This window comes from Chryseobacterium candidae (assembly GCF_004916905.1).
In the GTDB taxonomy this organism is placed as follows: Bacteria; Bacteroidota; Bacteroidia; order Flavobacteriales; family Weeksellaceae; genus Chryseobacterium; species Chryseobacterium candidae.
In genome coordinates this window covers 47,088-61,776 of sequence record NZ_SDLV01000030.1, presented here as the reverse complement: position 1 = coordinate 61,776, position 14,689 = coordinate 47,088, and the positions used below count along the sequence as shown (strand labels likewise).

Below are 14,689 nucleotides of genomic sequence, written 5' to 3'. Positions count from 1 at the left end.
TAAACCTATCTTTGATAAAAAGCCATACATGAAAGATGTATTGAAAAACTACTCCGGAATCATATTTTTACTTTTGGGAATCACTATTGGAAGCATCATTGGAATTGTTGCTCCCGGTATTGTGGAATACATTAAACCTTTGGGAGATATTTTCCTTAATCTTCTTTTTGTGAGTGTAGTACCATTGGTATTTTTTGCTGTTTCCAATTCTATTGCTTCTTTGGAGCAACAGTCTAAATTCGGAAGAATCATTCTTGTAATGGCCTTTACTTTTTTATTCTTTATTCTTATTGCTGCTATTTTTACCATCTGTGCAGTATATCTTTTCCCGGTTTCCGGGGTTTCAGGAAGTTCTGAGATGATTACAGAAGCAGCCAATGAGGATACATGGGGTAACAGAATTGTAAGTTTCTTTACCGTGGGAGAATTCACGGAGCTTTTCTCAAGAAGAAATATGCTGGCTCTTCTGGTATTTGCTTTTCTTACAGGATTTGCAGCCAGAAAAACGGGGGAAAAAGGGCAGCCTTTCAGGGTTTTTATTGCTTCGGGATATGAAGTGATGAAAGAACTTCTTCTATTGGTGATGAAACTTGCTCCTATAGGTTTAGGCGCTTACTTTGCTTATCAGGTCTCCACTTTAGGACCTCAGCTTTTTGGATTTTATGCAAAACCACTGGGTCTTTATTATGTTGCAGGAGTTATTTATTTTCTTGTCTTCTTTTCTATCTATGCTTTTATGGCGAATGGGCAAAAAGGAGTCAAAAGTTTCTGGACGAATGCCATTTACCCAACTTTAACAGCCATAAGTACATGCAGCAGTTTTGCAACAATGCCTGCTAATTTACAAGCTGCTTCCAAAATCGGGATACCGAATTCTATTGCCAATCTGGTGATTCCTATCGGGACTACGCTGCATAAAAACGGATCTTCTATGTCCTCTATTATTAAGATCTATGTGGCATTTTTAATTATTGGAAGAGATTTCTTTGATCCTGCCAACCTTCTTTTGGCATTAGGAATTACTGTTTTTGTGAGTATTGTAGCGGGTGGAATTCCTAACGGTGGATATATTGGTGAGATGCTGATGATCTCTGTTTATAAACTCCCTCAGGAAGCGATTCCTGCGGTGATTATCATCGGAACTTTAGTAGATCCGTTAGCTACTGTTCTGAATGCTGTAGGAGATATCGTTGCTGCTATGTTTGTCAACCGGTTTGTAAAAGTCTGAATTGTTTTTTGTTACACCCCACTATTCACTGCGTTTTACCGATTCCAGGTTTTCATATTCTTCCGGAGTGAAAAGTCTGTAGTGAACCTTAAATGTCTTTCCCAAAGGAGTTTCCAGCGAGAAACCTCCAGGTCCGAAACCATCCGTAACGTCGAGTGTAAAATGTGAATATTTCCAGTATTCAAAAAGGTCGCGGTCTATCCAGAACTCATGTCCATTAATAGTACCGATCATGGCATCGTTCATTCTGGGAAAAAAGCCTCCTTTTTCAAAGCATTGCGGCTGGGTTCCTTCACAGCATCCTCCTGCCTGATAAAACATCAAAGGGCCATATTGCTCTTCCAGCTTGTCAATTACTTCAAGTGCCTGTTCCGTTGCGGAAAGTCTTGATATTTTTGTTTCCATTGTTTTTATTTTGGTTTAATCCAAACCTTATATTGATAAAAGATCCCGGTAAAATACATTCTAACCGGGATCAGCAACACATCATCAAATTAATTTGAGCCGGCAATATCCAAAACGATTCTGCCGTCAATTTGTCCTTTTTTCATTTTATCAAAAACATCATTGATGTCTTCCAGCTTTGCCGCAGTAACTGTAGCTTTTACCAATCCTTCATTGGCAAAATCCAATGCTTCCTGCAAATCTTTTCTGGTTCCTACAATGGAACCTCTTACTGTGATTCTTTTTAAAACCGTTTCAAAAATAGGAAGTTCGAAAGATCCGGGAGGGAGTCCATTGAGAGCAATCGTTCCTTTTCTTCTCAACACATCTATTCCCTGCTTGAAAGCAATTGGTGAAACTGCTGTAATCAACGCACCATGCATTCCGCCGACTTCTTTATGTAAATATTCTCCGGGATCTGTATTTTTTGCATTGACCACAAGGTCTGCTCCTAATTTTTTCGCCAGCTCAAGCTTATCGTCGGCTACATCAATAGCGGCTACATGCATTCCCATTGCTTTAGCATACTGAACGGCTACATGTCCCAGTCCTCCGATTCCTGAAATGGCCACCCATTCTCCGGGTTTTGTTTCTGTTTCTTTCAATCCTTTGTAAACAGTTACTCCGGCACATAAAATTGGGGCAATCTCCAGAAAATTGACATCAGATTTCAAATGCCCCACATATCTTGAATCTGCAATAACGTATTCTGCAAATCCTCCATCTACACTGTATCCTCCGTTTTTCTGTGCTTCACAAAGGGTTTCCCATCCTGTGATACAATAATCGCAGCATCCACATGCACTGTACAGCCATGGAACTCCTACTGCATCTCCTTCTTTTACAAAAGCTTCCGGTCCGCAGGCTACTACAATACCTACTCCTTCATGTCCCGGAATAAGAGGCATTTTGGGCTTTGCAGGCCAGTCACCATCTACCGCGTGTAAATCTGTGTGGCAAACTCCGCAGGCGATAACCTTGACAAGCACTTCATATCTTCCGGGTTTTCTTACAGGTACTTCTTCTATTTTCAAAGGTTGACCGTAGCCCTGAACTACTGCCGCTTTCATTGTTTTTGGAATCATATTTTATTTTTGGAATTGAGTTATTTTGATTGATTAGTTTTTTATCTTCATTTCTGAACAGATAAGTTCTTTGCGTGAGGGATAGGAAGGGCGGCGAGGAACGAGCCGGTGCGGAATGCAATGAAGCACCGAAACGAAGTGCAGCCCTGGATAGCCCGACCGTGTTGCCCTGGGTAAAGCCAAGGCAATCGGGCACGTCCTAAATAATATTAAAAGAAACCTAGCTTATTCTTGTTATAAGAAATCAGCATGTTTTTGGTTTGACGGTAGTGATCGAGCATCATTTTATGGTTTTCTCTTCCAATTCCTGATTGTTTATAACCCCCGAAAGGTGCTCCGGCCGGATAAGAGTGATATTGGTTTACCCATACTCTTCCTGCTTCAATCTGGCGTGGAATATTGTACAACTGGTGAGCATCTCTGGTCCAGACTCCGGCTCCAAGACCGTAGATGGTATCATTGGCAATTTTTACAGCTTCTTCTTCATCTTTGAAAGTGGTAAATGCCAGCACCGGGCCGAAAATCTCTTCCTGGAAGATTCTCATTTTGTTGTTTCCTTTGAAAATCGTAGGCTGGATGTAGTATCCGCCTTCAAGATCTTCACCCAGGTTGTTTACAGCTCCTCCTACAAGCACTTCTGCTCCTTCTTCTATTCCCAACTGAATGTAAGAGAGGATTTTATCTTTCTGAATCTGTGAAGCCTGCGCTCCCATCATCACGGTTTTATCCAGTGGATTTCCTACTTTGATGGCTTTTACTCTTTCGATGACTCTTTCGATAAAGGCATCTGCAATATCTTCCTGAACAAGGAGCCTTGAAGGACATGTACATATCTCTCCCTGATTCAGGGCAAAAAGAACCGCACCTTCAATTGCTTTGTCTAAGAATTCATCATCTGCGTCCATTACAGAATTGAAGAAAACGTTCGGGGATTTTCCTCCCAGTTCCAATGTTACCGGAATAATATTTTCTGTGGCATACTGCATAACCAGTCTTCCTGTAGCGGTAGAACCGGTAAATGCTGCTTTTGCTACTTTCGGATTGGTTACCAAAGCTCTTCCCAGCTCTGCCCCGAATCCGTTGACAATATTAATAACTCCTGCCGGTAAAAGGTCACCAATCAATTCCATTAAAACCATAATGGAAACAGGAGTGCTTTCTGCCGGTTTCAAAACGACGCAGTTTCCTGCTGCCAACGCGGGAGCCAGTTTCCATACTGCCATCAGGATCGGGAAGTTCCATGGAATGATCTGTGCAATGACTCCAAGAGGTTCGTGAACGATTAAGGAAACAGTATCTTTATCTAATTCGTTATGCGATCCTTCATCAGCACGGATCACTGAGGCGAAGTATCTGAAATGATCAATGGCTAAAGGCATATCTGCTGCCAGCGTTTCTCTCACTGCTTTTCCGTTATCTATTGTTTCTACTGTAGCAAGGTATTCTAAATTCTGTTCTATTTTGTCTGCAATCTTATTCAGGATAATGCTTCTTTCTGTGGGGGAAGTATTCTTCCATGTCTGAAATGCTTTTTCAGCTGCGTCTACCGCTAACTCCAAATCTTCTTTGGACGAGTGTGCTACCTGAGTAAATTTTTTTCCATCAACCGGGGAAACGACGTCAAAATATTGTCCCTTAACAGGCGGAGTGAATTTTCCATCAATATAGTTATCATATCTGCTTTTAAATTCCGGACGCTGTAAAAGTGTGGTTGATCTTGGTTCTGTAATAGTGCTCATATTAGTATTGTTTTTATTTTTTCGATAACGCCAAATTACACTGAGAAGCCCAAAAGAGTATAGCACAATCGTATTAAAAAAGTGGAAAATAGTGCAGGGGGTTCAATTTTAGTATTTTATTAACAGCAACATACTCTCAAATTTTCTATATTTGAGTTACCTCCGATTCAAAAAAATTTAGAAATGAATAACAATAGTAAGATTTTATTAAATACTCCTGAATTACGTAAGGAAAACCAACTATTGAGTCTTGTTGAAAACCAGACGAAATTCAATCTAAACAATTGTGAATTCAGCATTTATGAGACTCATAAAGCAGCTTTTGATGTAAAGCTTCATTTCGAGAACATTGCATTTACAGCGATGCTGAGAGGTAAAAAACATATGAAACTGGATAAGAAGACCAGTTATTTTGATTACTATCCGGGGGAAAGTATTCTGGTAGCACCGGGAGAAACAATGGTCATTGATTTTCCGGAAGCAGATGAAACGCCTACACAATGTATTTCGTTGAGCCTTAATCCTGATTTTATTGAGGATTCTCTCAATTATCTGAATTATCATCTTCCTAAAGTGGATGAAACTTCGCAATGGAATATTCAGCTGGATGAGTATTTTCTGTTTAATAATAAAGCGCTGGCTTCGGCTACCAACAATATCATGAGAATTGCCATGGATGATAACTCACAAAAGGATATCATGGCCGATTTTGCTTTGAAAGAGCTTCTGATCAGACTGATGCAGACCCAGGCAAGAGGCATGGTAGAAAAAAATATTGTTAAGAATAAATCCAGAATAGGTTTTGTGGTAGATTATATTAAAAGAAATCTGCACCAGAAATTGTCTATTGACAGTATCGCCAAACTGGCTTATGTAAGCAAGTCTAACTTCTTTAAAATGTTCAAAGATGAGCTGGGAACTTCCCCTAATGATTTTATTTTGCAGGAAAGAATTACCAGAGCCAAAGAATTGTTAGCCAGCCAGACCAGCATCAAGGAAACCGCTTTTCAGACGGGATTTTCAGATACGAACTATTTTACAAGGGTATTTAAGCAGCTGGAAGGAGTGACTCCGAAAAGTTATCAGGACAGGATGCTTCTACGATAGCTTTACAACAAAAAAGAGTCCCATTTCCGGGACTCTTCTTAAAAAATATATTAAAATTAAATCTTAATATTTGTCATTCTGCTGAATATTCGGGTTTGCCTGAATAGCAGTAATAGGAATTGGCCACTGCCATTTGAAGCTTCCAGCTGCAAGAGTCTGCGTAACAGCAGGGGTACCTGTACCGTCAAAAAGATCTCCTTTACCTGATCTCTGAACAGGAAGGTTTAATCTCTTCAATGTATACCATCTGTCATTTTCAAATGCAAGCTCTAATCTTCTTTGTTTCAGGATCGCATCTAAAAGAGCCTGTCCTGTTTCTGTACCAGGAGTAAATACAGTATATCTTTCAGCTCTTAATTTATTTAAAAGAACTAAAGCCTGTGCTCCATTACCTGTTCTGTAATATGCTTCAGCAACGTTTAGTAATACTTCAGCTCCTCTTAAATATTTAATTGAAACAATATTAGCAGGCCCTCCGTTTCCTGAATATTTTGTTACATGATTATAGTTTTGTTTGCTATATACACTGGTAGTGAAATAAACAGGTTTTCTCACATCATTATCTGTATATGAGGTATACAGATCATAATCTACAACAAACTCTGATCTTAAGGCAGGGACTGATTGATTATATGCAACACCTACTGTATTTTGTTCTGATGCCGCATTTAACACCTGGAATAAAATTCCGTCCACATTCTTAGCATTATTTTCTTCTTTCCACAGAGAAGTAAAATTTTTCTTTTCAGTGATGCCTGGCGACATTCCTAATGCAAGCTCTCCATATTCTATAGTTTTAGCATAGTCTCCTTTGTATAGGTATACTCTTGATAACAATCCATAGATGGCAGCTTTGCTCAGTCTTCCTTTATCTGCATCATTTTGTGTAATATTATCAGCACCAAATAATAAATCAGCTATAATCTTATCATAAACCTGCTCAACAGTTAAATTTCTAGATCCTGTATTGTTAAGAGGCTCATATTTTTCAGCGTAATAAATCCCCACACTGGATTTTGCATCTGCAGATTGAGTCGGGATCTTAGAATACGCTCTTACAATATCAAAATGAGCTATTGCTCTTAATGCTCTTGCTTCAGCTTCCAAATTCGTTTTCTGTGTTCCGGATAATACACCATTGTTGATATATTTCAAAACAAAGTTAGCTCGGCTGATTACAAGATAGGCAGCACTATACAATCCTGTTGTTTGTGAATTATCTGATGAAAACTCGAAGTTTGATGCCGCAAAATTGGTATTTCTTCCTGTAGTTACACGAACAAGGTTATCTGTAGTAAGATCTCCCATGATAAGTTGATTCCCTGTATCACCAGTATAATACCCAGCTCCTTTAAGAGCTGTATAGGCTCCATCCATAGCCTGTCTGAAGGTTTCAGGTCTGGTCATTGCCTGCTCCTGATCTTCATTGATTGATGAAATTTGATCTAGATTTCTGTCGCAAGACGTTAACGTAACAAACATGGTTAACGCAGCTAAACTTATTTTTATTATATTCTTTTTCATAAAGCTATTCAATATTAAAATTCTAATTGCAGTCCTACCAAGATTGTTCTTACAGCAGGGTAAGTATAAAGGTTATATGCTCCTGGAACAAACAATGCTGTAGATTCACCGGATCCTACTGAAACCTCAGGTTCTCCGTGGAATTTAGTCACTGTAAATAAGTTTTGTCCCTGTACATATGCTCTAAGCTTATTAATTGGTGATCCTTCTCCAAGGAATGCTTTATCAAATGTATATCCTAATGTAAGTGATCTTAATCTTAAGTAATCTGATTTTTCAATCCACTGATCAGAATCACGCATACCGTTTGAGTCAACTTTCTGGAATACTCCTGTATCTCCAGGGTTTTGCCAAACCTGAGCAGCCGCCTGAGCCATATTTCTACCTGCAACAGCCAACGTTGGATCCACAGCAGCAGCATACATGTTGTTATAAGTATATCCACCTAGCTTAAATGCGAAATCAGCACTGAAATCAAGTCCTTTATATTGAACTGTAGTTCCGAATCCACCAAAACTTTTTGGGAATGGAGATTTATCGGTAAGAGGAACTGCATTGGAAGCACTGTAAACATCAGTAATATTTCCTGCTTTATCATAATATAATGCTTTTCCATTGCTTGGATCTACTCCGGCAAATCTAACATTATAGAATACATATGGAGTTTCTCCCACTTTAAGATAAGTATCTCCTAAATTTCTTTCCGACTGACCATCTGCTAACTTGTCAAGAACAGACTTCTGGAAAGAAATATTAGCATGTAGATTCCATTGGAAATCTTTCTGCTTGATTACATCTACACTCAATTCAACTTCAAGACCTTTTTGAGACATATCTCCTGCATTGATATACTGGTAGTATCCACCTTCCTGTTTATCCAAAGGCACAAGCTGTACGAAATCTTTTCTCTTGTTCTGATATACTTCTACGGATCCACGAACTCTTCTGTTCCACATTGTGAAATCAACCCCTAAGTTGGTAATCGCATTAGACTCCCATTTAAGATTGCTGTTCCCAATAATAAAATTACCTTGTGAAAGCGTACTAGGATATGAAGTACCGTTAGTACCATATAAACCGTAGCTGATATTATTGACATTATAGTAATCAGGCAAAGTACCATCGTTACCTGTTGTACCGTAAGATCCTCTAAGCTTTAAATCATTAATAAACCCACCTTTCATGAAGTCTTCCTTCGCAATATTCCAAGCTGCACTTGCAGACCAGAAAATACCACTTTGGTTATTGGCACCAAATCTTGATGAAGCATCTCTTCTCAATGATCCTGTTACCAAATATCTTCCTTCATAATCATAGTTTAGTAAACCTGCTAAACTGAATAAAGTATTTCTTACCTTAACTCCGGTAAATGTATTTCTGTCAGAAGGTGTTGTAATAGATGGAACATTAATTACAGGAGATTTCAATCCGTAAGCCCCACCATTCATTGTTTCGTTGTAGTTATCGTTATATTCGATAAATCCTAAGAAATCAAAGTTGTGGCCTCCATATGATTTTTTATAGTTAATGGAGTTATTCCAAGTGTAGTTAAATGTATAGAATGAATTTTTGTTCAATGAACCTGTAGGAACTTTGTTCACTGTGATATCCAGATTTGAACCTTTTTTCAACCACTGAGTTCCCATGTACCAATCAAAAAGTCCGTTAAAGTTTGTTTTAAACTTCAGACCATCGATAATTTTATATTCTGCGAATAAAGTAACCGGAATTCTCAGTCTCTGATCATCTAATCTATAGTTACGGATCTGCTCAACAACGTTAGAACCAGCTCTCATTGTCTGATTATAACTTCCATCCGCGTTATAAACCGGCTCATAGGGAGCATATTTATACATGGCTCCAAATGGGTTCTGCGTATTGTTTCTGTCTCTGAAATTCTGAGTTTCCTGATACTGAACACCTAGGTTAATCCCTACGTTTAGTTTTTCACTCAGTTTATTGGTAAATCCAAAGTTACCTGTATATCTCTTAAGTCCGTCGATATCTCTGATAATCCCGTTATCAGAATCATATCCTAAAGAGTAATAGAAAGTACTTTCTCTGGATCCTCCCTGTGCGCTGAATAAGTAAGATTGAATGCTTGAAGGCTTTAACAGATCTTTTTGCCAGTTGTGATCATAGGCAGCAAGTGCATCCATTTCTTGTTGAGTTCTTGGTTTAAATCCAAGGTACCCTAATTGATTCTGGAAATCCATCAACTCCCTGGAATTCATCATGGTGTAATTTTTGTCTCTCAGCTTTTCACTGAAACCAAACTTAGTTTCAAATGAATAGTGAGTTTTCCCAGCTTTTCCGGCTTTAGTAGTTACTACTACTACTCCATTTGCTCCTCTCGCACCATACTGTGCTGTCGCAGCAGCATCCTTAAGAATTGAAATAGACTCTACGTCTGCAGGGTTGATTGCACTGAACTGTCTTGCAGTCATATACATACCGTTTACTACATAAGTAGGCTCTGAAGAACCACCAACACCGGCAATACCTCTTACCTGAATGGTAGCAGCAGCACCTGGCTGCCCGGTAGTACTTTGTACAAATACCCCTGAAGCTCTACCCTGTAAAGAGTTACCAATAGATGTAGTAGGAGAGTTTCTTCTGATTTCGTCACCCCCAACAACAGCCTGAGCCTGGGTAATTTCATCTGCTTTTTTCTTCTGGTATCCAGTAACGATTACCTCATCGATCTTATTCTCCTTCAGAACAGAATCATTCTTAGATTTTTGTGCAAAAGCAGCTTGTCCTAAAAAAAACAAAGCTCCTGCACTTAATACATGTAACTTCACATTCATATTAACAGATTTTAATATATTCAAGCGACAAATATGTCGATAAATATCTATAACATCAATTCGTTGAATGCTGAAAACACGCTTCAAGAACGGAGAGATTCACATTCATCTTAAAAAAACGATAAAGAATCATTTTGAATATATTTAAAAAATTAACAAAAAATAAGTCAATTTATATATTAACAGAATTTTAATAAATTTTAAAATTTAAATCAATTTACATTGATTTAAAAAAAATGATTAAAAAAATAAACTTTAAACATCATTTATTAAGTAAAATTTACACTAAAATAATTTACCAATTTGAAGAAAATGGAGCAAAAAACAGCTTATTTTCTTAAATTTTATATAAAAAACAGTATTCTACAAGCTGAGAATTCCTTTTCCATGATCTCTTATTCATCATAACAATTAAAATTTACAGGGGTTTCATTGATAAAAAAAGTAAAGCATCCCAAAGTATGAGATGCTTTTATATAATTTTATTGAATACACTTATTTCTGAAACCCATAATATCTGGCTCCTATTAAAACCGGATTTTCTGTTTCAATAGAGACAAGTCCAAAGCCTTTGTAATTTTTATTTACAGAATCTTTCAACTGTTTTCTGTGAAGTTTTTCATAGGTTTCAAAGTTTACAGCAGTTCTTTGGTTCAAACTTTCAAACAAATTCCATTTCTCTACTACTTTTTTCCAGTTCCCGGCAACTGTTCCAGCAAATACTTTTGATTTTGAGCCACTTCCATACCCTACAAAACCAATTTCTTTTCCGGAAAGTTCTTCATTTTCGTTAAAAGATGTCTGTAATGCTGAAAGAAGCGCCATAAATATGGAAGCTGTGTACATATTTCCTATTTCTGAAGAGGCTCTCTGGGTCTTTTCTATCTTATCATTAATTAATTTAAGATAGTTTTCTGATTTAGCCACTGCTTTTTGTTCATCTGCTGTCTCATAGGAAAGGCCATTCTCAAGGCTGTAGATTTCGGTAAAAACCCTTTTCCCATGGAACGCATAAGGAAGGTGGAAAATAATATACTGCCAGTTTTCATACGGTTTTTCCTGCCCGGTTATTTCTTTATAATGATAATAAGCTTCTTTTATTCTATCCTGATAGCACTGGTTAGAATATTGTCCGTCAAAAACTGGTTCGTCTGTAAAAATTTCAATCTTTTCAGGAAATGTTTCCGGAGCTCCATTCAAGTCTTCTTTTTTATATGATCTTCTCGGTTTAAAAAAATCAAAGACACTTTCTGAGGCTACTCCCCAATTATTTTCTATTTCAAGAAGATCCGGTTTTGAGGAAATCAAAAGAGCCACAGCACCGCCTCCTTGTGTATATTCTCCTGATGATGCCAATTCATATTTTGCATAATCACTGGCAATTACTACTGCTTTTTTATCAAGATTTACTCTTACAAAGTCCAGAGCGTTATGTAAAGCATCTACTCCCCCTACACAGGCAAAAGTCATATCAAGTACGTCACAGTTTCTGAAACATCTTGTTCCAAATTCTTCTTCCAATACTTTTTCTACCATCTGTACAGCATAGGAAGCTGTAGGTTTTGCAGCATCCACTGCGCTTTCTGTCCCAAGGTATACTCTTGCTATTTCTTCAGGATTGATTTGATAGTCTTTTATAAGCTTCAGTAATGCTTCTGCTGCAAAAGTGGCAGCATCTTCGTGAACGTCAGAAAGTCCCATTTTATGAAGGCCTAAGCCTTTTTCCAATTTCGCTGGTTCTATTCCTCTTTTTTCTGCTAAATCCTTAATCTCCAAATATAAACCAGGTACATAATACCCCGCTGCTTCAATTCCAAAACTCATAATTGTCTAAATTTTAAACGAATTTATGAAAGATAACACAAAAAACGGTGGTAAAAAATGCTAATTTTTGCAATATCATTAAAAATCAATGTATTTAAAAATATAATCCTGTAGTTTATATACATCTTCATCATACAAAGAAAGCCAGCAAATCTGCCGGCTTTATCTGTTTATTTATAGTTTTCAATTGCTTTATTAATGACATCAATCTGCTTATTGATACTTGCTGCGTTTTGTGGATTCTGTTTGAGCAGTTCCATTTTTTTACTCAAACCATCTTTCAGCATCTGAACCATCATCATTTTAGCCTGCGGATTGTCTGCCATTTGGTTTTTGGCATATCCTGCTATTTTTGTTATGCTTTCTGTTGCTTTCAGGTTGTCGGAAGTCATGATCCAGTTGAAACCATCTTCTGCGGCTTTTCCCAATTCCGGATTCTGGAATTTAATGAAGGGATAAAAAGTAGCAAGAGGTGCAATATTTTCGATCTGCGAAGTAATCTTGTTCTTAACAATAATCGGGAGCAATTGTGCCTGCAACGCATCAGAAGCTCCTTTCATATCAATTTTATCAGCCAGGCTGTTTGCTCTTGACGGATCAATAGAAAGAAGGGCACTCATTGAACTTCCTTTCACTGCATTCGAAACTGCATTCACTCCTTTTTCAAATAACGGAAGATATTTTTTATCTTTTGTCTTTCCTAAAGCCGCAATAGCTGCCGCCTGTACCAATGTTTTAGGATCATTGGAAGCCAGTTTTTCAACTTCAGTACCCAGCGCCTTCATTTGTTCAGGATTAGTAAGATCTATTAAATTCAAAGCCTTTATTCTTACCCTGAAGAAAGGATCTTTCAATGCTGCTGCTAATAATTTTACAGCTGCAGGGCTTTTCCCGGTCTGATCTTTAATTCCGTTTAAAGCCAGATATCTGCTTTTAAATTCCTTAGAGCTGGTAAACTGCATCAGATTCTGTTCCGGAGTTTTAGTATCGGTAATATCAGCCAGTAAGACTCCGTCTGCATTGATATTAACAAGATCCGGTGCTTTAGAAACATCAAAACTGAATGTATTTTTTGCTTCTGCATTTACCCAGACATTGTATCTTTTAGGTTTTCCGTTGTCATAGATATCAATGGCCAGAGGAAATTCAAAGGGTTTTTCCTGAGTTTGATTAATGGTTACAGCCACCTGTTTTTTTACCGGCTCAAAGGTGGATGAGTAATTAATTTTAGGATTTCCGCTTCCGAAATACCATTGGTTAAAGAACCAGTTTAAGTCTTTACCCGATACTTTTTCAAAAGAAAGTCTTAACTGGTGTGCTTCTGCGTTCTGATATTCGTTGGTTTTCAGATAATCATTCATTCCTGCAAAGAAGGCATCATCTCCAAGATAATTTCTCAGCATGTTTAAAATCCCGCCACCTTTCTGATATGTTACGAGGTCAAAAACATCTTCCCTGGATTCATAGTTGAATCTTACCAGATTTTTATTAAAATCTGAAGGATTATGGATATACTGATTTACGTCTGTCATGAGGTGATAATCGGCCTGATCTTTTCCGTACTTGTATTCATTCCAAAGGTATTCGGAATAATTGGCAAAAGATTCATTAACGGTAAGATTACTCCAGCTTTCTGCAGTTACCAGATCTCCAAACCAATGGTGAAAGAGTTCATGAGCAATAGTATCTTCCCACGTATTCTCATCGATGAGCTGTCCCGGCTTCTGAAGAATATCACTTCCATGAAGAGTGGCTGTGGTATTTTCCATTGCACCACTTACATAATCTCTTCCGGAAATCTGAGCATATTTCGCCCAGGGATAGTCATAATTCAGTTTTTTAGAGAAAAAGTCGATCATTTCCGGTGTATTTCCGTAGATCTGTTTAGCATAAGGCTCGTATTCCTTTTCAATATAATAATCAACCGGAATGTTTTTCCATTTGTCTTTTACAACGGCATATTCTCCCACTCCCATAAAGAAAAGATAGGTAGAATGTCTTTTATCCATCACCCAATGATCTGTTCTGAGTCCGTTGGATTCTTTTTGAGAATCTTTCATAATACCATTGGATAATGTTACATATTTATCAGGAACTGTCATATAGATTTCCTGGGTTGTCTTTTGGTTGGGTTTATCAATAGTAGGAAACCATGCAGAAGAAGATTCCGTTTCTCCCTGTGTCCAGATTTGGGTTGGCATATCCGGATCTGTTCCCTGAGCATTGATGAAATACAGCCCTTTTGCATCATTGATTGCCATGCTTCCCTGCTGCTTCACTTCATTCGGGCGGGATGTATATTTGATATACACTGTATACTCCTGATTTTTCTGATAGGTTTTATCGAGAGTAATTTTTAGAATGTCGTCTTTGTATTCGTATTTTAAAGGAGACTTTTTGCCGTTGTTATCAAGAGCCACTTCATGAATCAGCATTCCTTTTGCATCAAGGATAAGCTCATTGGTGGCATAGAAGTAAGGTGAAGCGGTAAGCCATTCTTCCCCATTCATCTGTTCTTTCTGATAATCAAAATTCACTTTCAGTTTTGTGTGCTTAAGCTCCGTTACTTTCGTGTGAGTAGCTCTGTATATTTTTTCTCTTCCTGAAGTTTCGGTTTGTGCTGATACATTTGTGGAAAATAAAATTCCAAGTATAGCAATTGATAAAATGCCCTTTCTCATCGGTCTGCTTTATTATTTTTTAGAATTATTTTTTTATGATGATGTCGAAAATGTCATTGACTAAAGTTTCATAGTCACCTTTTTTAAGCTGTTCTTTTGTTTTTGCAAAGGCTTTTTTGAGTTCACTTTCAGGATTTTCGTCATCCACTATTTCTGCTGATACTACACCTTTCAACTGAAGTACTGCATTTTTCAGTACTTCAACATCTGCATTTTCTTCTATATTAATTTTTAAATACTTCATAAT

At 37.6% G+C, this 14,689-nt stretch carries 10 protein-coding genes; 2 read left to right on the top strand and 8 right to left on the bottom strand.

Translation table 11 applies throughout. The features are described 5' to 3' along the window. Positions 1-28 precede the first annotated feature (28 nt). Positions 29-1,228: a dicarboxylate/amino acid:cation symporter gene (locus tag EK417_RS14880; RefSeq protein WP_136522589.1), complete on the top strand. Its 1,200-nt coding sequence runs from the start codon at positions 29-31 to the stop codon at positions 1,226-1,228. Between the two features lie 21 nt (positions 1,229-1,249). Here EK417_RS14880 and EK417_RS14875 read toward each other — a convergent pair whose 3' ends face one another. From EK417_RS14875 to EK417_RS14865, 3 genes are all read right to left on the bottom strand, one after another. Continuing rightward, entirely contained in the window at positions 1,250-1,633 is a 384-nt protein-coding gene (locus EK417_RS14875; RefSeq protein WP_136522588.1) for a DUF779 domain-containing protein, read from the bottom strand. A gap of 89 nt (positions 1,634-1,722) precedes the next feature. Continuing rightward, complete coding sequence (gene adhP, locus EK417_RS14870) at positions 1,723-2,757, bottom strand: alcohol dehydrogenase AdhP (RefSeq protein WP_136522587.1); 1,035 nt, start codon at positions 2,755-2,757, stop codon at positions 1,723-1,725. Between the two features lie 209 nt (positions 2,758-2,966). Further along, positions 2,967-4,496, bottom strand: coding sequence for an aldehyde dehydrogenase family protein (locus EK417_RS14865; RefSeq protein WP_136522586.1), 1,530 nt, complete (start codon positions 4,494-4,496; stop codon positions 2,967-2,969). A 183-nt stretch (positions 4,497-4,679) separates the two neighbouring features. On the opposite strand from EK417_RS14865, the gene EK417_RS14860 reads away from it, so the two are divergent. Next, positions 4,680-5,603: an AraC family transcriptional regulator gene (locus EK417_RS14860; protein ID WP_136522584.1), complete on the top strand. Its 924-nt coding sequence runs from the start codon at positions 4,680-4,682 to the stop codon at positions 5,601-5,603. A 63-nt stretch (positions 5,604-5,666) separates the two neighbouring features. Here EK417_RS14860 and EK417_RS14855 read toward each other — a convergent pair whose 3' ends face one another. From EK417_RS14855 to EK417_RS14835, 5 genes are all read right to left on the bottom strand, one after another. Next, positions 5,667-7,127, bottom strand: a complete 1,461-nt coding sequence (locus tag EK417_RS14855) for a RagB/SusD family nutrient uptake outer membrane protein (RefSeq protein ID WP_136522583.1) — start codon at positions 7,125-7,127, stop codon at positions 5,667-5,669. 14 nt (positions 7,128-7,141) lie between these two features. After that, on the bottom strand, positions 7,142-9,937 hold the full coding sequence (locus tag EK417_RS14850; protein WP_123279376.1) for a SusC/RagA family TonB-linked outer membrane protein: 2,796 nt from the start codon (positions 9,935-9,937) through the stop codon (positions 7,142-7,144). A gap of 495 nt (positions 9,938-10,432) precedes the next feature. Further along, positions 10,433-11,761 (bottom strand): hydroxymethylglutaryl-CoA synthase family protein, encoded by a 1,329-nt coding sequence (locus tag EK417_RS14845; protein ID WP_136522582.1) that lies wholly within the window; start codon positions 11,759-11,761, stop codon positions 10,433-10,435. Positions 11,762-11,931: 170 nt separating this feature from the next. Continuing rightward, positions 11,932-14,442, bottom strand: a complete 2,511-nt coding sequence (locus EK417_RS14840) for a M1 family metallopeptidase (RefSeq protein ID WP_136522581.1) — start codon at positions 14,440-14,442, stop codon at positions 11,932-11,934. A 25-nt stretch (positions 14,443-14,467) separates the two neighbouring features. Continuing rightward, entirely contained in the window at positions 14,468-14,686 is a 219-nt protein-coding gene (locus tag EK417_RS14835) for a hypothetical protein (protein ID WP_136522580.1), read from the bottom strand. Positions 14,687-14,689: the final 3 nt, after the last annotated feature.

What these genes read in the sequence shown, in the direction of transcription:
- EK417_RS14840 (WP_136522581.1), bottom strand. Translation starts at nt 14,442, where the DNA reads ATGAGAAAGGGCATTTTATCAATTGCTATACTTGGAATTTTATTTTCC.
- EK417_RS14850 (WP_123279376.1), bottom strand. Translation starts at nt 9,937, where the DNA reads ATGAATGTGAAGTTACATGTATTAAGTGCAGGAGCTTTGTTTTTTTTA.
- EK417_RS14835 (WP_136522580.1), bottom strand. Translation starts at nt 14,686, where the DNA reads ATGAAGTATTTAAAAATTAATATAGAAGAAAATGCAGATGTTGAAGTA.
- EK417_RS14865 (WP_136522586.1), bottom strand. Translation starts at nt 4,496, where the DNA reads ATGAGCACTATTACAGAACCAAGATCAACCACACTTTTACAGCGTCCG.
- EK417_RS14860 (WP_136522584.1), top strand. Translation starts at nt 4,680, where the DNA reads ATGAATAACAATAGTAAGATTTTATTAAATACTCCTGAATTACGTAAG.
- EK417_RS14855 (WP_136522583.1), bottom strand. Translation starts at nt 7,127, where the DNA reads ATGAAAAAGAATATAATAAAAATAAGTTTAGCTGCGTTAACCATGTTT.
- adhP (WP_136522587.1), bottom strand. Translation starts at nt 2,757, where the DNA reads ATGATTCCAAAAACAATGAAAGCGGCAGTAGTTCAGGGCTACGGTCAA.
- EK417_RS14875 (WP_136522588.1), bottom strand. Translation starts at nt 1,633, where the DNA reads ATGGAAACAAAAATATCAAGACTTTCCGCAACGGAACAGGCACTTGAA.
- EK417_RS14880 (WP_136522589.1), top strand. Translation starts at nt 29, where the DNA reads ATGAAAGATGTATTGAAAAACTACTCCGGAATCATATTTTTACTTTTG.
- EK417_RS14845 (WP_136522582.1), bottom strand. Translation starts at nt 11,761, where the DNA reads ATGAGTTTTGGAATTGAAGCAGCGGGGTATTATGTACCTGGTTTATAT.